Origin of the sequence: Pseudomonas iridis (assembly GCF_017980685.1) — a bacterium.
GTDB lineage: Bacteria > Pseudomonadota > Gammaproteobacteria > Pseudomonadales > Pseudomonadaceae > Aquipseudomonas > Aquipseudomonas iridis.
Genome location: NZ_JACXXO010000018.1, coordinates 43,686 through 59,563 on the forward strand (window position 1 = coordinate 43,686; position 15,878 = coordinate 59,563).

General features: G+C 60.4%; 15 protein-coding genes. 7 read left to right on the top strand and 8 right to left on the bottom strand.

The features are described from left to right. Positions 1 to 393 precede the first annotated feature (393 nt). Entirely contained in the window at positions 394 to 1,878 is a 1,485-nt protein-coding gene (locus tag IEQ42_RS22960) for an NCS1 family nucleobase:cation symporter-1 (protein WP_210705394.1), read from the top strand. A gap of 158 nt (positions 1,879 to 2,036) precedes the next feature. Continuing rightward, positions 2,037 to 3,320: a Zn-dependent hydrolase gene (locus IEQ42_RS22965; RefSeq protein ID WP_047300624.1), complete on the top strand. Its 1,284-nt coding sequence runs from the start codon at positions 2,037 to 2,039 to the stop codon at positions 3,318 to 3,320. A 187-nt stretch (positions 3,321 to 3,507) separates the two neighbouring features. Here IEQ42_RS22965 and IEQ42_RS22970 read toward each other — a convergent pair whose 3' ends face one another. After that, positions 3,508 to 4,278, bottom strand: a complete 771-nt coding sequence (locus tag IEQ42_RS22970) for an alpha/beta hydrolase (RefSeq protein WP_210705395.1) — start codon at positions 4,276 to 4,278, stop codon at positions 3,508 to 3,510. Positions 4,279 to 4,390: 112 nt separating this feature from the next. Here IEQ42_RS22970 and IEQ42_RS22975 point away from each other — a divergent pair, with 112 nt between their 5' ends. Beyond that, entirely contained in the window at positions 4,391 to 5,335 is a 945-nt protein-coding gene (locus tag IEQ42_RS22975; RefSeq protein WP_210705396.1) for an aldo/keto reductase, read from the top strand. Here the strand turns inward: IEQ42_RS22975 and IEQ42_RS22980 are convergent. Next, entirely contained in the window at positions 5,332 to 6,231 is a 900-nt protein-coding gene (locus tag IEQ42_RS22980) for a LysR family transcriptional regulator (protein WP_210705397.1), read from the bottom strand. The genes IEQ42_RS22975 and IEQ42_RS22980 overlap by 4 nt on opposite strands. A 200-nt stretch (positions 6,232 to 6,431) precedes the next feature. Here IEQ42_RS22980 and IEQ42_RS22985 point away from each other — a divergent pair, with 200 nt between their 5' ends. Next, positions 6,432 to 6,908, top strand: a complete 477-nt coding sequence (locus IEQ42_RS22985; RefSeq protein ID WP_210705398.1) for a (R)-mandelonitrile lyase — start codon at positions 6,432 to 6,434, stop codon at positions 6,906 to 6,908. Between the two features lie 329 nt (positions 6,909 to 7,237). Here the strand turns inward: IEQ42_RS22985 and paoC are convergent, their stop codons facing one another. The 4 genes from paoC to IEQ42_RS23005 all read right to left on the bottom strand — a co-directional run bounded on the left by paoC (position 7,238) and on the right by IEQ42_RS23005 (position 11,598). Beyond that, positions 7,238 to 9,436 (bottom strand): aldehyde oxidoreductase molybdenum-binding subunit PaoC, encoded by a 2,199-nt coding sequence (paoC, locus tag IEQ42_RS22990; RefSeq protein ID WP_210705399.1) that lies wholly within the window; start codon positions 9,434 to 9,436, stop codon positions 7,238 to 7,240. Next, positions 9,433 to 10,386: an FAD binding domain-containing protein gene (locus IEQ42_RS22995; RefSeq protein WP_210705401.1), complete on the bottom strand. Its 954-nt coding sequence runs from the start codon at positions 10,384 to 10,386 to the stop codon at positions 9,433 to 9,435. The genes paoC and IEQ42_RS22995 overlap by 4 nt, the downstream gene beginning before the upstream one ends. Beyond that, a complete protein-coding gene (paoA, locus tag IEQ42_RS23000; RefSeq protein ID WP_232391917.1) occupies positions 10,383 to 11,006 on the bottom strand; it encodes an aldehyde dehydrogenase iron-sulfur subunit PaoA in 624 nt (207 codons plus the stop codon). The genes IEQ42_RS22995 and paoA overlap by 4 nt, the downstream gene beginning before the upstream one ends. Positions 11,007 to 11,322: 316 nt before the next feature. Continuing rightward, on the bottom strand, positions 11,323 to 11,598 hold the full coding sequence (locus IEQ42_RS23005; protein WP_210705405.1) for a hypothetical protein: 276 nt from the start codon (positions 11,596 to 11,598) through the stop codon (positions 11,323 to 11,325). 300 nt (positions 11,599 to 11,898) lie between these two features. Here IEQ42_RS23005 and IEQ42_RS23010 point away from each other — a divergent pair, with 300 nt between their 5' ends. Together IEQ42_RS23010 and IEQ42_RS23015 are read left to right on the top strand one after the other, a co-directional pair. Further along, entirely contained in the window at positions 11,899 to 12,981 is a 1,083-nt protein-coding gene (locus IEQ42_RS23010) for a hypothetical protein (RefSeq protein WP_210705407.1), read from the top strand. Between the two features lie 2 nt (positions 12,982 to 12,983). After that, entirely contained in the window at positions 12,984 to 13,340 is a 357-nt protein-coding gene (locus IEQ42_RS23015; RefSeq protein WP_115146827.1) for a DUF1428 domain-containing protein, read from the top strand. 240 nt (positions 13,341 to 13,580) lie between these two features. Here IEQ42_RS23015 and IEQ42_RS23020 read toward each other — a convergent pair whose 3' ends face one another. Beyond that, positions 13,581 to 13,775 (bottom strand): hypothetical protein, encoded by a 195-nt coding sequence (locus tag IEQ42_RS23020; RefSeq protein ID WP_210705408.1) that lies wholly within the window; start codon positions 13,773 to 13,775, stop codon positions 13,581 to 13,583. Positions 13,776 to 13,882: 107 nt separating this feature from the next. Here IEQ42_RS23020 and thpR point away from each other — a divergent pair, with 107 nt between their 5' ends. Further along, positions 13,883 to 14,422 carry an RNA 2',3'-cyclic phosphodiesterase gene (gene thpR / locus IEQ42_RS23025; protein ID WP_210705409.1) on the top strand — a complete coding sequence of 180 codons (540 nt, stop codon included), beginning with the start codon at positions 13,883 to 13,885 and terminating at the stop codon, positions 14,420 to 14,422. Positions 14,423 to 14,647: 225 nt separating this feature from the next. Here the strand turns inward: thpR and IEQ42_RS23030 are convergent, their stop codons facing one another. Beyond that, positions 14,648 to 15,745: a polyamine ABC transporter substrate-binding protein gene (locus IEQ42_RS23030; protein ID WP_042558749.1), complete on the bottom strand. Its 1,098-nt coding sequence runs from the start codon at positions 15,743 to 15,745 to the stop codon at positions 14,648 to 14,650. Between the last annotated feature and the right edge of the window lie 133 nt (positions 15,746 to 15,878).

The following is a 15,878-nucleotide window of genomic DNA, read 5'->3' on the forward strand; positions in this document are numbered from 1 at the left end:
TGACAGGATGGAAATATGGTCAAGATTTCTTATGTGAAATCAGCCGCTTGAAGTTGAGCTGCGGTTGATCGCTCATCAACAAAAAAAGTGCAGTGCACCAGTTTGAGTCCTGTCTGTTCGGACAACTAGCCAAGCGTTTAGCCTGAGCGCCCAGACAAGTTTCCGAAGGCTCACCCGGTGAATAATTAAAATCGAGCAATATCAGAAAGTTGCAATGCGTTTAATGCACGGCCCGAGCGCTGAGCGGTACACCCGGCACGTTTATTGATGCCGCCGCTGACACCATGGCCGGTGCATGAAAGTTGTCAGTTCCTCCGGCCATCGTCCGGCTCGCGCCCCATGCGCCAGCCGCCTGATGAGCAAAAAAATAATCAGAAGAACAGTGGAGCGGCCATGCAACAGATCAGATCGCAAGTGACCGAGCGCGACGGCTTGTTTGAGCTTGAAGCCGGCAGCGACGTCCTCGACAGTCCCCGTTACAACCACGACATGGCACCGACCAAGGTGCACGAACGAACCTGGAACAAATGGCACATCACCGCATTGTGGGTGGGCATGGCGATCTGCGTGCCGACCTACACCCTGGGCGGCGTGCTCACGGCGTATTTCGGCCTGAGCGTCGGTGAAGCGCTGTTGGCGATTCTGTTCGCCAACGTCATCGTCCTGATTCCGCTGACGCTGAATGCTTTTCCCGGCACCAAGTACGGCATTCCGTTTCCGGTATTGTTGCGCTCATCGTTCGGCATTCTCGGCTCCAACGTGCCGTGCCTGATCCGGGCGCTGGTGGCGTGCGGCTGGTTCGGCATTCAGACGATGTTTGGCGGATTGGCCATTCACCTGTTTCTCGGCTCGGTGTTCGAGGGCTGGAAATCCCTTGGCGGCACCGGCGAAGTGATTGGTTTCATGGTGTTCTGGGCACTCAATCTATGGGTGGTGATCCGCGGTGCCGAGTCGATCAAGTGGCTGGAAACCTTGTCCGCGCCGCTGCTGGTCGCGGTCGGTATCGGCCTGCTGGTGTGGGCGATGCCCAATGTGTCGATGACCGAACTGCTGGCGATCCCGCCCAAACGCCCTGAAGGTGCAAGCGTGGTCAGTTACTTCGCTGCCGGGCTGACGGCGATGGTCGGCTTCTGGGCCACGTTGTCGCTGAACATTCCTGACTTCAGTCGCTACGCCAAGAGCCAGAAGGATCAGATTGTCGGGCAGATCATTGGTCTGCCGTTGACCATGTTCCTGTTCGCCTCCCTCGGCGTGATCATGACAGCCGCGTCAGTGAAGCTGGTCGGCGTGACGGTTGCTGACCCGGTCACGCTGATCGGCCACATCCAGAGCCCGGTATGGGTCGCGGTCGCGATGGCGTTGATCATCATCGCCACGTTGTCGACCAACACCGCTGCCAACATCGTTTCGCCAACCAACGACTTTCAGAACATCGCGCCGAAGGTCATCAACCGCACCAAAGCCGTGTTGCTGACCGGTCTGGTGGGGCTGGTGTTGATGGCCCATGAGCTGTTGAAAAAACTCGGTCTGATCGTTTCCGACGTCAGCCTCGAAACCGTGTATTCCAACTGGCTGCTGGGCTATTCGAGCCTGCTCGGGCCGATCGCCGGGATCATGGTGGTGGATTATTTCCTGATCAAGAAACAAAAACTGGACCTGGCCGGGTTGTATCGCGACGACGTTTACCCCGCGTGGAACTGGGCCGGGTTCGTCGCGTTTGGTGTGCCGGTGGTGCTGACCTTGCTGTCGCTGGGCAGTGATGCGTTCAGCTGGTTTTACAGCTACGGCTGGTTCACTGGCTCGGCGTTGGGAGGAATCATTTATTACGGGTTGTGCGTGATGCGAGCGCAGCCTTCAGTCGTGAAATCGGCGGTGTGAGGCAGGGCCCCATCGCTGGCAATCCAGCTCCCACAGAGATCAAGTCGTACACAAAATATGTGTTCACTCAAATACCTGTGGGAGCTGGCTTGCCAGCGATGGCGGCCTCACAAACGCCACAGCAATATCCATAAGAAAAGCAGCCTGAGGAGAACCCCATGAACGCAGCTGTAGACGTTCTGCAATCGACCCATCAGCACATCAACCGCGACCGTTTGTGGGCGTCGCTGATGGAACTGGCCAAGCTCGGCGCCACGGTCAAGGGCGGTGTCTGCCGCCTGGCCCTGACCGACCTCGACCGCCAGGCCCGCGACCTGTTTGTGCAGTGGTGCAAGGACGCCGGGTGCAGCGTCACGGTCGATGAGGTCGGCAACATCTTCGCCCGCCGCGCTGGGCGCAATCCGAGCCTGCCACCGGTGATGACCGGCAGCCATATCGACACGCAACCCACTGGCGGCAAGTTCGACGGCTGCTTCGGTGTACTCGCCGGTGTCGAGGTGTTGCGCACCCTTAACGACCTCGGCGTGGAAACCGAAGCGCCGCTGGAAGTGGTGGTCTGGACCAACGAAGAAGGCTCGCGTTTCGCGCCGTGCATGATGGGTTCAGGCGTGTTCGCGGAAAAATTCACCCTCGAAGAAACCCTCGCCAAAGTCGATGCCGATGGCGTCACCGTTGGCCAAGCGCTGAATTCAATCGGCTATGCAGGGCCGCGCAAAGTCAGCGGGCACAAGGTCGGCGCCTATTTCGAGGCGCACATCGAACAAGGTCCGATTCTGGAAGATGAACATAAAACCATCGGCGTGGTGCTTGGCGCGCTGGGGCAGAAGTGGTTCGACCTCAAGCTGCGCGGCGTCGAAGCCCATGCCGGGCCAACCCCGATGCACCTGCGCAAGGACGCATTGGTCGGCGCCTCGGTCATCGTCGGCGCCGTCAACCGCGCCGCCCTCGGCCACCAACCCCACGCCTGCGGCACGGTCGGCTGCCTGCAAGCCTATCCGGGGTCGCGCAACGTCATCCCTGGCGAAGTGCGCATGACCCTCGACTTCCGCCATCTGGAACCGGCGCGCCTGGACTCGATGATCGCCGAAGTGAAGCAGGTCATCGAGGCCACCTGCGAAGAGCACGGCCTGACCTATGAACTGACCCCGACAGCCGACTTCCCGCCGCTGTACTTCGAAAAGGGCTGCGTCGATGCCGTGCGCAGTGCCGCCAAGGGTCTGGGCTTGTCGAACATGGACATCGTCAGCGGCGCCGGCCACGACGCGATTTTCCTCGCTGAACTGGGGCCTGCCGGGATGATCTTCGTACCGTGTGAAGGCGGTATCAGCCACAACGAAATCGAAAACGCCGCACCGGATGATCTGGCGGCGGGATGTGCGGTGTTGTTGCGGGCGATGCTGGCGGCTTCGGCGATGGTGGCGGGGGGTGAAGTCGCTGCCTGAAGATTGCGCGCTGGACCCATCGTGCAAGGCCGTCGGTTTTGGTGTTGCGAGGGCAGGCCCCATCGCTGGCAAGCCAGCTCCCACAGGTTCGATGTTGTTTACCAGAATCGGATGCACAACCGAACCCTGTGGGAGCTGCCAGCGATGGGGCCAGCCCTGACAACAAAAACTCCCAAACCGATAACCCTCATCGATTCAACACATCCCCCATCCACTGCAAATATTCCCCCCGCTCGGAAATCGAGTTGTGCCCCGAATCCGGCACAACCTTGAGCAGCGCAACACCTGTGGGAAAACTACCCAGCAATCGCTCGGTGCTGGCGCGGGGAATGACCTCGTCATCACTCGCCGCCAGCAGCAATGTCGGCACGCGGATGTGCGCGGCGTACTTGCCTGACTCGAAGCGATCCTTGAGCAACCACTTCACCGGCACCCATGGATATTGCCGCGCGGCGATTTCTTCGAGGCTGTTGTAGGGTGTGACCAGAATCAACTGCTGCACCGGACGTTGACTGGCCAGGCGAACGGCGACACCCGAGCCCAGGCTGCGTCCGACCACGGCGATCTGCGCATGGCTGGCATACACCTGATCGAACAGTGCCAAGGCATCTTCGGCAATCGCCTCTTCGGACGGCGAACCACCGCTGCCGGCGAAGCCTCGGTAATTGAGCAGGTACAACGCGTACTCGGGAAATGCTTGGGCGAACTCCGGCAAATTGCGCGAAGCGTCCTCGGCATTGCCACCGAAATAGATCAACGCACGCGGGCCGACGCGTTCGCGGGTTGTGACCCAGATATCCGCGTCCGGCATCGATAGTTTCAGCCGCGAATCCAGGGAATCGACGGCGCCGGGCTGCGGGAAATAGATCAGCGAGCGCTGAAAAACGAACAGCGCCGCGCACAGCACCAGGTACGCGGCGACGATCAATGCGACGAGTGACATCAGGGTTCGGGACATTCGGCTACTTTTAACGGGGTATGAAGGTTTGCTGTCGCAGTGTAGTCCAGCGGATGCAAGTGGCAGCCTGCGCACACAACGTGCAACAGATCCACGCAGCAGGGGAACCAGCATGAGCCACACTGAGGGTTACTCCCGTCGCCGATTGCTCACGCTGGCTGCCGGCGTTTCGGCGGTGTTCACCTTTGATCGGGCGTTGGCCACCGCCACGTCGTCCGCCGCTCCCGGAGGCCAAGCCATGCAGACCCGCGCCATCCCATCAAGCTCCGAGTCCCTGCCCGTGGTGGGCCTGGGCACCTATCGCGGCTTCGACGTCGCGCCGGGGGATCCGGCCTACCGGCAACTGCCGGTGGTGCTCGAGGAACTGTTCGCCAAGGGTGGCACGGTGGTCGACAGTTCACCCATGTATGGCCGCGCCGAAGAAACAACCGGTGAGCTGCTGTCGATCCACGAACCACGTTCGCCGGCGTTTCTGGCGACCAAGGTCTGGACACGGGGACGCAAGGAGGGCATCGCGCAGATGGAGCAGTCATTCAGTCTGTTGCGTACCGAGCGTATCGACCTGATGCAGATTCACAATCTGCTCGACTGGCAAACCCACCTGCCAACCCTGCGCGAATGGAAGGAGCAGGGACGCATTCGCTACATCGGCATCACTCATTACACGTCGTCCGCTTATGACGAAGTCGATGCAGTGCTGAAAGCCGAGCAACTGGACTTCCTGCAAATCAACTATGCCCTCGATGATCGTGGCGTGGAAAAACGCATCCTGCCGCTGTGCCGCGAGCGCGGTGTGGCGGTGATTTGCAACCGGCCTTTTGGTGGCGGAGAGTTGTTGGCACGGCTCAAGGGCAAGCCGCTGCCCGCGTGGGTGTCGGATGTGCAGGTGAGCAGTTGGCCGCAGTTGGCGCTGAAGTTTTTGCTGGCGCACCCGGCGGTCACTTGTGTGATTCCCGGCACCGGTAATCCTCGTTACATGGCGGATAACGTCAAGGCCGGGTTCGGGCCGACGCTCACCGATGCGCAGCGTCATCAGTTGATTGCGTTGGTAAGTTAGTTTTCACCGCGAAATCGCAACGCTTCCAGCAACAGCGCAAACGCCGGTGCCGCTTGACGCCGGCTCGGGTAGTAGAGGTGATATCCGGCAAACGTCGGGCACCAGTCTGCCAGCACCTGCACCAGGCGTCCTTCCGCCAGCAGAGGCGCGACGAGGTTTTCCGGGATGTAGCTCAAGCCGAAGCCGTCCAGTGCGGCATCGAGCAACGGATAGACGCCATTCAAGGTGATTTGCCCGGACACCCGCACGTTCAGGCTTTCGCCGTCCTTTTCGAATTCCCAGCTGTACAGCCCGCCGTTGGTGGGCAGGCGCAGATTGTTGCAGGCGTGCCCGGTCAGATCGCGTGGGGTGTCTGGCGCTGAACGAGTGGCAAAGTAGGCCGGCGAACCGACGACGGCCATGCGCATGTCCGGGCCGATGCGGGTGGCGATCATGCCTTGGGCAACGTCTTCACCCAGACGCACGCCGGCATCGAAACCCTGGCCTGCGATATCGACGAAACCGTAGTCGCAGCAGACCTCCACGGCGATGTCCGGGTATTGCGGCAGGAATGTCTTGAGCACCGGGCGCAGCAGCCAGTCCAGCGAATGGTCGGTGGCGCTGATGCGGATCTTGCCCGCCGGGGTTTCACGCAGGTTGCTCAGGGCGGCGAGTTCCTGCTCGATCTCCTCGAAGCGCGGGCCGACGGTTTGCAGCAGATGTTCGCCGGCCTCGGTGGGGGAGACGCTGCGGGTGGTGCGGGTCAGCAGACGCAGGCCAAGGCGTGCTTCCAGTGCGCGAATGGTATGGCTGAGCGCCGATTGCGAGACGCCGAGCTTGGCCGCGGCTTTGGTAAAACTGCGCTCGCGCGCCACCGCGAGGAAGGCGAGCAGGTCGCTGGCGTTTTCACGAAGCATTGATTAGTTTCCTGCATAAGTTTTTTCAGATTCTAGTCGATTATCTAAGCAGTACGGCCCGGTAAGGTAAACGCATGTTCCTTGTAGGAGCTGCCGCAGGCTGCGATCTTTTGATCTTGTTTTTCTGCGGGTCAAGATCAAAAGATCGCAGCCTGCGGCAGCTCCTACAGGGGGATTCAATCATTTTTCTGGAGAATGCCATGAACCCGATTGCGGCCTCTGCGCTGACCCTTTCCTTGCTCGCTGGCGAGGTTCAAGCCAATGAACCCACGCGTGTGAGCGTGACCCTCAACGGTTCGCAACCCTCGGCCAAGGGGCCGGCCGATTGGTTCACCGGGACCGTACGCGTCGATGCGCCGTTCAAGGGCACCGACGAGGCGCGAGTCAGCGGCGCCACCGTCACCTTTGAGCCCGGCGCACGCACGGCGTGGCATACCCATCCGTTGGGTCAGACGCTGATTGTTACAGCCGGTTCAGGTTTTGTGCAGGAATGGGGCCAGCCGATTCGCGCGATTCGCCCTGGCGACACGGTGTGGATCGCACCGGGGGCCAAGCATTGGCATGGCGCAGCACCGACGACGGCGATGACGCATATCGCCATTGCTGAGGTGCTGGACGGTCGTGTGGTGGAGTGGATGGAGCAGGTGAGTGAGGCGCAATATCCGCGCATCGAGTAGCCCGATGACCCTCACCCCAGCCCTCTCCCGGAGGGAGAGGGGGCCGATCGAGTTGTCTTGCGCTATACACCGACCTGAAAGCACGGTGTCGATTATGGATTCACAGCTAAACGTTCAAGTCGGTATATCCCTCGAACATCCCCTCTCCCTGTGGGAGAGGGTTAGGGTGAGGGGCCGATCGAGGTGTCTGCCGCTATGCACCGACCTGAAAGCACGGTGTCGATTATCGATTCACAGCTAAACGTTCAAGTCGGTGTATCCCTTCAACATCCCCGAATCGGTCCCCTCTCCCTATGGGAGAGGGTTAGGGTGAGGGGCTCTTCAGGTTTTCAGATCATCGCCGGCAAGGATTCGAGAATCTTGTCCAGCGTGATCGGATACTCCCGCACCCGTGCTCCGGTGGCGTTGTAGATCGCATTGGCCACCGCCGCACTCACCCCGCAAATCCCCAACTCACCTACACCCTTGGCTTTCATGGGCGAGGAAATCGGGTCGGTCTCATCTAGGAAAATCACCTCCTGATGCGGAATGTCCGCATGCACCGGCACTTCGTATCCGGCCAGATCGTGGTTGACGAAGAAACCGAGTTTTTTATCGACCGACAACTCCTCCATCAACGCCGCGCCAACGCCCATGGTCATCGCGCCGATCACCTGACTGCGCGCCGCTTTCGGATTGAGAATCCGCCCGGCCGCGCACACCGCGAGCATCCGCCGCACACGAACCTCACCCGTCGCCGCATCCACCGCGACTTCGACGAAGTGCGCGCCAAAGGTTGACTGCTGATACTGCTTTTCGAGGTCGGCGAATTCGATGCTGTCTTCAGCCACCACCTCACCATTTTTTGCCGCCTCTCGCAGCGCCACACTCTTGCCGCTGACCCGCACCTGACCGTCGACAAACTCCGCCTGATCAGCCGCGAGGCCCAATTTGCCGGCGATCGCCTCACGCAATTTCACGCACGCGGCATACACGCCGGCAGTCGAGCAATTGCCGCCAAACTGACCGCCGGAACCCGCCGACACCGGGAAATTGGAATCGCCCAGCCGTACCACGACATTGTCGATGTCCACGCCCATCATTTCTGCGGCGGTCTGCGCGATGATCGTGTAGCTGCCGGTTCCGATGTCGGTCATGTCGGTTTCTACAGTGATCTTGCCATCACGCTCGAGCCGCACCCGCGCGCCAGACTTCATAAGCAGATTGTTGCGGATCGCCGCGCCGACGCCCATGCCGATCAGCCAGCGACCTTCGCGACGGCTGCCGGGTTTGGCGTTGCGCTTGTCCCAGCCGAATTTTTCGGCGCCGGTTTGCAGGCATTCGATCAAGCGTCGTTGCGAGAACGGGCGCTCGGTTTTCACCGGGTCGACCTGGGTGTCGTTGAGGATGCGGAACTGCACGGGATCGAGTTTGAGCTGTTCGGCCATTTCGTCCATGGCGATTTCCAGTGCCATCAATCCCGGCGCTTCACCGGGGGCACGCATCGCGTTGCCTTCAGGCAGATCCAGCGGCGCCAGACGCATGGTGACCAGACGATTTTGCGCCGCGTACAGCAACTGACTCGGCTGCGCCGCGACTTCGACCTTGCCCTGCGCGAGATTGCCCGACCAGCCTTCATGCGCGATGGCGGTGAGCTTGCCGTCCGCCGTGGCGCCCATGCGGATACGCTGGATCGTGGCGGGGCGATGCGTGGTGTTGTTGGCGACCTGTGGGCGGGCGAGGGCGACTTTCACCGGTCTGCCGGCCATGCGCGCACCGAGGGCTGCGAGGATCGCGTCGGCGCGAATGAACAGTTTGCCGCCGAAACCGCCGCCGATGTAGGGCGAGATCAAGCGGACTTTTTCCTTGGGCAGGCCGAGGGTTTCGGCAATGTCGCCGACGCTCCAGGCGATCATCTGGTTCGACGTCCACAGCGTCAGTTGGTCGCCTTTCCACGCGGCCAGGGTCGCGTGGGGTTCCATCATCGCGTGGGACTGGTCGGGGGTGGTGTAGGTCTGGTCGAATTGCACCGGGGCACCGGCGAACGCTGTCGCGAAATCGCCGTGGGTGACGTCGGGCATTTCTTCTTTCTGCTCGACGCCTTGGTCACGCACGCTGGCCAGATCGAACTCGCCTTTGCTCGCGACGTAATCGACCTTGACCAATTGTGCAGCGGCACGGGCCTGCTCGAAGGTCTCGGCAACCACCAGTGCAACGGCCTGGTGGTAGTGCTGAACCTCGGGCCCGGCCAATAAGTGCGCCGCGTTGTACTGGCCCTTGCCAAGTTTGCCGGCATTGTCGGCGGTGACGATGGCCAACACGCCGGGCGCAGCTTTTGCGTCGGCGAGATCAATGTGGCTGATGCGACCCTTGGCGATAGCCGAACCGACCATGAAACCGTAGGCCTGATCGGCCACGGCTTCATGTTGTTCGTAAGCGTAAGGCGCCTGGCCGCAAGTTTTCAGCTTGCCTTCGATGCGATCGGTCGGCTTGCCGATCACCTTCAATTGATCGATCGGATTGGTGGTGGCGGGCGTGTCGAATTTCATGCTTCATCCCTCGCTTGCGCCAACACCGAGCCGAGCGTGCGCTCGACCAGGGTCAGTTTGAATTGGTTGTCGTGGGTCGGCGTGGCGCCGTCGAGCAAGCGTTCGCTGACGGCTTTCGCGCCCTGGGGCAGCAGCGCTTCAGCCGCTTCCACGCGCCACGGTTTCGGCGCAATACCGCCGACCGCGACGCGGCCGCTGCCGTCCTTTTGCAGGATCAAACCCACGGACACGAGGGCAAAGGCGTAAGAGGAGCGATCGCGTACCTTGTGATAAATGTGCGTGCCACCCACCGGCGCAGGCAACGTCACGGCCGTGATGAATTCGCCGGCGCCGAGGCTGGTTTCGATGTTCGGCGTGTTGCCTGGCAACAGATGAAAATCGGCCATGGCGATGCTGCGGGTGCTGCCGTCGGGTTTCACCGTTTCAATCTGCGCATCTAACGCGCGCATCGCAATCGCCATGTCGCTCGGATGCGTGGCAATACAGGCGTCGCTGACGCCGATGATCCCCAGCTGCCGGGTGACCCCGCCAATTGCCGAACAGCCACTGCCTGGATTGCGTTTGTTGCAGGCCTGATTTGTGTCGTAGAAGTACGGGCAGCGGGTGCGCTGCAACAGGTTGCCGGCGGTGGTCGCCATGTTGCGCAGCTGCCCGGAAGCACCGGCGAGCAGGGCGCGGGACAGCAGCGCATAGTCTTTTCTGACCCGGGCGTCGGCCGCCAGATCGGTGTTGCGCACCAGCGCACCGATGCGCAAACCGCCCTCGGGCGTGGCTTCGATCGTGTCCAGGCCCAGGTGATTGACGTCGATCAGGTGCAGCGGGGTTTCGATGTCGAGTTTCATCAGGTCGAGCAGGTTGGTGCCGCCGGCGATGAACTTCGCGCCTTCGATCTGCGCCGCTTGCGCCGCTGCGGCAGGGGAGTCGGCACGGCTGTAATTGAACGGTCTCATGCCGGCACCTCCGCGACTTCAGTGATGGCTTCGATGATGTTCGAGTAGGCGCCGCAGCGGCAGATATTGCCACTCATGCGCTCTTGGAATTCGGAAGCGATCAGTTGTGGCGACTCGGTCAGGCTGGGGCTGACGTGGCTGGGAATGCCGTCGCGGATTTCCTTGATAACGGCGACTGCCGAGCAGATCTGCCCCGGCGTGCAGTAACCGCATTGATAGCCATCATGCTTGATGAACGCGGCTTGCATCGGGTGCAGGTTGTCCGGCATGCCGAGGCCTTCGATGGTGGTGATCTCACTGCCTTCGTGCATCACCGCCAGCGTCAGGCATGAGTTGATCCGCCGACCATCGGCGATCACCGTGCAGGCACCGCACTGGCCGTGGTCGCAGCCTTTTTTGCTGCCGGTCAGGTGCAGGTGTTCACGCAAGGCGTCGAGCAGGGTGGTGCGGTTGTCGACTTCAAGGGACTGGGGCTTGCCATTGACTTGAATGGTCACTTTGTTCATGGCCGGTTGCTCCAGGTTGGCGGCGTAGGCCTTGAGGCTGATGAATGGCGGCATCGCGAACGCCGTTGCGGTCACGGCGCCGAGAATCAAAAATTTACGTCGGGAAATCGGCATGGTTCGATTCCTATTTCTCTCAATCAGGCGGCAGGTTTGCGAAAGGCCCATAGGGGCATGCCGGCATGTTTGCCAGTCTCGGTCTAGGAGTGACCGCTGGAGGGAGGAAAAGGTTTTTGCGGATTTTCGCTATAGAGTTATTTGCTCAGCTCATGAATCATCAAATGGACACGCTTCCCTGTAGGCGCTGCGGGATCGAATAGCTCATCAGCAAACCGCCAACAACCGCCGTCGCTATCACCGAGATCGGGATGATGATTGAACACAAAGAGGGCGTTCCCGCAAAGGAACGCCCTCGATCATTGGCCCTTAGTCATCAAATAAAACGAGCGCTCGCCTGGACGCGGGAACGCGCAGGCACAGAGGCCTCGAGATCCAGCAAATGGGTGGCGAGAATGTCGCTCAGAAAGCGGAACTGATCGTTGATGCCGACCACTTCATTGCTGAAATGATTGGTCGCGGCGGGCATCAGCAGATCTACGAAATCTTCGTTGAACACCAGTGATTGTGCCTTGTGCGACACAGGTTGCTGGTCGTAGTAGTTGCTGCCGAACACCGGGAAACTCACGGAGAGTGCGATGGTGTGAATCATGATGTGAACTCCTCGTTGCGGTTCGGATGTGGCCATCGTGCCTTGCTTGGGCGGCAGACGGAAGGTGATCGTCGCAATGGTGAATATCGACGGCATTGATGGTCGAGTTTTGCGGCGCTTTGGCTGGCCTCATCGCTGGCAAGCCAGCTCCCACAGTGATCTTCGGTGAACACAAATTCAGGAACGACGCGAAACCTGTGGGAGCTGGCTTGCCAGCGATGAGGCCGGAACATCCAGCAACACCGCTGACTGACCCACCTATACTCAAATCTGCTCCCTCCTCAAAAGGACGCCCCCACCGTGAACCTGCGTGCGCTGGTCGTCGCCGCACTGTTTCTGCTGGCCGGTTGCACCACGTCGCCCCGGGCTCCGGTGACTGCTGCTCCAGCCGTCGTGGTGTCGCCCGCAACCTGGCAACAGATCGACCGCGAAATCGTCAGCGCCTCGCAACAAGCCACCGAGCAGGTCAAGTTGTTCGCCCGGGGCTCGATGGAACATTGGCGCACTCGCGTCTATCAGCAAACTGAAGAAAATTTCATCCCGTGGTTCAGCAGCTACTGGACCCAGGAATGGCTGTCGATGAAGGTCAGTTGGTACACGATCAGCGCCGGTGGCGAGCAGGATGCTTCGGCCAAGCGCCTGGCGACGTATCTGCTTGATCAGTATCAGAAAAGGGTACTTGCGCCGGTCGCGGTGGAGGTTGATCCGGATGCGATCCTGGGCCAGGCCACGGCGTTCTATGCAGAGCTGATGGCTCGGCAGATGCCGCTCATCGCCCAGCGTCACCGCGTGCCCGTTGCCCAGCTCAACGGCCGTTTGCAGAAAATCCCGGCCATTGCCCTCGGACCACCGCCGGCGCGGGATGCCTCGCTGTACAAAGTCATCAGCACCGAACCGTTGAACACCCTGCCGGCGTACGCGGCGCTGATCGACAAGATTCACACCGACGGCGGCGCCAAAGGCATCGCGTCGACCGACGCCGGCATGGCACCTGTCGCCAAGCGGGCGAGCCAGCGAATGGAGGCGGAAATGGCCCCGCGTGGTGCTGCCAGTGCAGTCGCGGCAGCGGCGGGCAAACTGGCCGGGGCGATGATTTCCGTCGGCGTGATGGGCATCCGCGCGATTCTCCAGGCCAACGACCGGCCCGACAGTGAGGCGCTGATACGCCGCAGCCTGGGCAACACTTTCGATAAGGCCTGGCTGAAACTGGTGCAGAACCCGACCACTGGCGTGATGGCCGGCACGCTGCACATGGCCGGGCAGGTCGAGCGCAATCTCGGTGGGCTTGATGAGCCGTCGGTCGGGTTTGGGGCGAATCGTGTCGAATGGCGTCCGCCGGAATCGACTACCCAGCAGATCGAACCCAGCGTACCAGGAGAATGATCATGGCTTACATCGACATTTTTGTAGCGCCGGTCCCGACCGCCAATCGCGAGCAGTACAAAAAGCACGCTGAAATCGCAGCAGTGATCTTCAAGGAATACGGCGCCCTGAGCGTGGCCGAATGCTGGGGTGATGATGTGCCGGACGGCAAGCTCACCTCGTTCCCGATGGCGGTAAAACTCAAGGACGATGAAACCGTCGCGTCCGGCTGGCTGATCTGGCCCGACAAGGCCACTCGCGATACCGGCATGGCGAAAATGATGGAAGACCCGCGCATGCAACCGGACGTCAACCCGATGCCGTTTGATGGACAGCGGATGATCTTCGGCGGCTTCCAGTACCTGATCGAACCTGAATAAATCCACTGTAGGAGTGAGCCTGCTCGCGATTGCAATGTGTCAGTGATCACAAATGTCACCTGACCCACCGCTATCGCTGGCAAGCCAGCTCCCACAGGTTTTTCGGGTGTTCACGAAAATACAGAATCCATCAAAATCTCTGTGGGAGCTGGCTTGCCAGCGATGGCGTCGGCACATCCAACAGCTACAGTGACAGATATGCCGCCATCGCGAGCAGGCTCACTCCTACAGGGGATGTATTTACTCTGCAGAGGGGGTGATTCGGCAGCCTTTTCGGTTGCGGATCTGCTCGTCCGTGGGTCGTTCGTGGACGAATTCAAAACGTGGCTCACCTTCGCTGTAATGCACCAGCCAGCCCCATTCCAGCTCGGCTTCATCCTGCCCGGGATGTGGTGGTCGTGCCCACCACGGTTCTTTGCTGAGGACCTCGCGCATGGCGGCCTCCGGTTGATGGCAATCCTTGAACTATAGACCGGTGTCGCGAGTCGTCAGATCAGGCTGTGTAGAATCAAGCCGATCACGAAAAACGAAGGAGCCCGGCCATGACCGATGACGCGTACAGGGATGTACCCTCCAAACGCCTGTTTTTTGCGCTGGACTGCCCGCCGGCACAGCGCAAGGCAATAGCCCAGTGGCGCGCGGAGTTGGGCCTGAGAACCGGCAAACCAGTGCCGGCGGACAACTTTCATCTGACGCTGCTGTTTCTCGGCGCAGTGCCGCTGGCGCAGCTCGGCGGAGTCTGTGAGGCGGCAGGCAAAGTGGGCACGCCGGGGGAGACGTTGCAGATTTCACTGGATCGCCTGCAGGTCTGGCACCGTGCCGGGGTGTTGGCATTGGCGCCGGATCAGGCTCCGCAAGCGTTGCTGCGATTAGCCTATGGGCTTGAACAGGCGATGCTGCCATTCGGTTTTGAAGAGACGGCCCATGAGTTTCGTCCGCACCTGACACTGGCCCGTGACTACCGGGCGCCGGAGCCGGAATCGGCCACGCCGCCAGAGTTTTTCCTGCGTGCCGAGCGCTTTGCGTTGTTTGAATCGCACAAGGGCCGCTACCGGATGCTGCAGGATTGGCCACTGACCTGAGCGACAAAAAAAGGCGCCCGAGGGCGCCTGAAATTCACCTGAGCCGAGGGAGCCAGGTGAGGCCGTTCATATGCAAGGTGCAGCGGTGGTAAGGCGCTGCGCGAACGGAAAAGCAATAATTCTCAAACCACACAATTCCACTGTAGGAGCTGCCGAAGGCTGCGATCTTTTGCTTTTAAAGATCAAAAGATCGCAGCCTTCGGCAGCTCCTACACTGGGTAGTGGTTACTTGCCGAGTTTCACCCGCGTCCAGCCGCGAGTCATGATCCGCTGGGTCGCAATCGGCTGATCCGGCACCGCATACAGCGTCGCCATCACCGCTTGCGAGGGGTACGAGCCGGGGTCGTTGCGGATCGCTTCGTCGACCAATGGCGTCGCCGCCGAGTTGGCGTTGCTGTAGCCGTTGCTGTTGGTGATCTCGGCGATGATGTCCGGACGCATCAAAAAGTCCATGAACAGATACGCGTTGTCGACGTTCGCCGCATCACGCGGGATGGCGACCATGTCGTAGAAACTGCCGGCGCCTTCCTTGGGAATGCTGTAGTCGATCTTCACCTTATTGCCCGATTCCGCCGCGCGGGCCTTGGCCTGCAGGACGTCACCGGAGTAACCGACCGCCACGCAGATGTTGCCGTTGGCCAGGTCCGAGATGTACTTCGAGGAATGGAAATACGCCACGTTGGGGCGGATTTTCATGAACAGCGCTTCGGCTTCCATGATGTGCGCCTTGTCCTTGTCGTTCACCGGGTAACCCAGGTAGTGCAGGGCGGCCGGGATCATTTCGGTCGGCGAGTCGAGGAAACTGATGCCGCAGGCCTTCAGCTTTTCAGCATTTTCTGGCTTGAACAGCAAGTCCCAGGAGTTGGTCGGAGCGTTGGCGCCGAGTACTTCCTTGACCTTGGCCGGGTTGAAACCGATGCCGATCGAGCCCCACATGTACGGGAACGCGTGAGCGTTGTCCGGATCACTGGCGGCGGCATTTTTCAGCAGCACCGGGTTGAGATTCTTCCAGTTCGGCAGCTTCGATTTGTCCAGCGGCTGATAGACGCCAGCCTTGATCTGCTTGGCCAGGAAACTGTTGGACGGCACGACGATGTCGTAGCCGGATTTGCCCGCCAGCAAGCGCGCTTCAAGGGTCTCGTTGCTGTCGAAGACGTCGTAGGTCACGCGGATGCCGGTCTCGTCTTCGAACTTTTTGACGGTGTCTGGCGCGATGTAATCGGACCAGTTGTAAACACGCAGCACTTTGTCGTTGGCCTGGGCGCCCATGACGATTGCGCCCATTAAGGACAGTGTCAGCAGAGTCCTGCCAAACATTTTCATCGGTACAACTCCATTCTTTTTATTCAAAAAACACAACACAAAAACCGAACAACTAACTCGACTCTTGTAGGAGCTGCGGCACGCTGCGATCTTTTGATCTTGCTTTTGATCTTAAAAGCGCAAAGTCAAAAGA

Excerpts from the sequence above, each read along its gene's own strand:
- IEQ42_RS22960 (WP_210705394.1), top strand. The coding sequence starts at position 394 with ATGCAACAGATCAGATCGCAAGTGACCGAGCGCGACGGCTTGTTTGAG.
- IEQ42_RS22965 (WP_047300624.1), top strand. The coding sequence starts at position 2,037 with ATGAACGCAGCTGTAGACGTTCTGCAATCGACCCATCAGCACATCAAC.
- IEQ42_RS22970 (WP_210705395.1), bottom strand. The coding sequence starts at position 4,278 with ATGTCCCGAACCCTGATGTCACTCGTCGCATTGATCGTCGCCGCGTAC.
- IEQ42_RS22975 (WP_210705396.1), top strand. The coding sequence starts at position 4,391 with ATGAGCCACACTGAGGGTTACTCCCGTCGCCGATTGCTCACGCTGGCT.
- IEQ42_RS22980 (WP_210705397.1), bottom strand. The coding sequence starts at position 6,231 with ATGCTTCGTGAAAACGCCAGCGACCTGCTCGCCTTCCTCGCGGTGGCG.
- IEQ42_RS22985 (WP_210705398.1), top strand. The coding sequence starts at position 6,432 with ATGAACCCGATTGCGGCCTCTGCGCTGACCCTTTCCTTGCTCGCTGGC.
- paoC (WP_210705399.1), bottom strand. The coding sequence starts at position 9,436 with ATGAAATTCGACACGCCCGCCACCACCAATCCGATCGATCAATTGAAG.
- IEQ42_RS22995 (WP_210705401.1), bottom strand. The coding sequence starts at position 10,386 with ATGAGACCGTTCAATTACAGCCGTGCCGACTCCCCTGCCGCAGCGGCG.
- paoA (WP_232391917.1), bottom strand. The coding sequence starts at position 11,006 with ATGCCGATTTCCCGACGTAAATTTTTGATTCTCGGCGCCGTGACCGCA.
- IEQ42_RS23005 (WP_210705405.1), bottom strand. The coding sequence starts at position 11,598 with ATGATTCACACCATCGCACTCTCCGTGAGTTTCCCGGTGTTCGGCAGC.
- IEQ42_RS23015 (WP_115146827.1), top strand. The coding sequence starts at position 12,984 with ATGGCTTACATCGACATTTTTGTAGCGCCGGTCCCGACCGCCAATCGC.
- IEQ42_RS23020 (WP_210705408.1), bottom strand. The coding sequence starts at position 13,775 with ATGCGCGAGGTCCTCAGCAAAGAACCGTGGTGGGCACGACCACCACAT.
- thpR (WP_210705409.1), top strand. The coding sequence starts at position 13,883 with ATGACCGATGACGCGTACAGGGATGTACCCTCCAAACGCCTGTTTTTT.
- IEQ42_RS23030 (WP_042558749.1), bottom strand. The coding sequence starts at position 15,745 with ATGAAAATGTTTGGCAGGACTCTGCTGACACTGTCCTTAATGGGCGCA.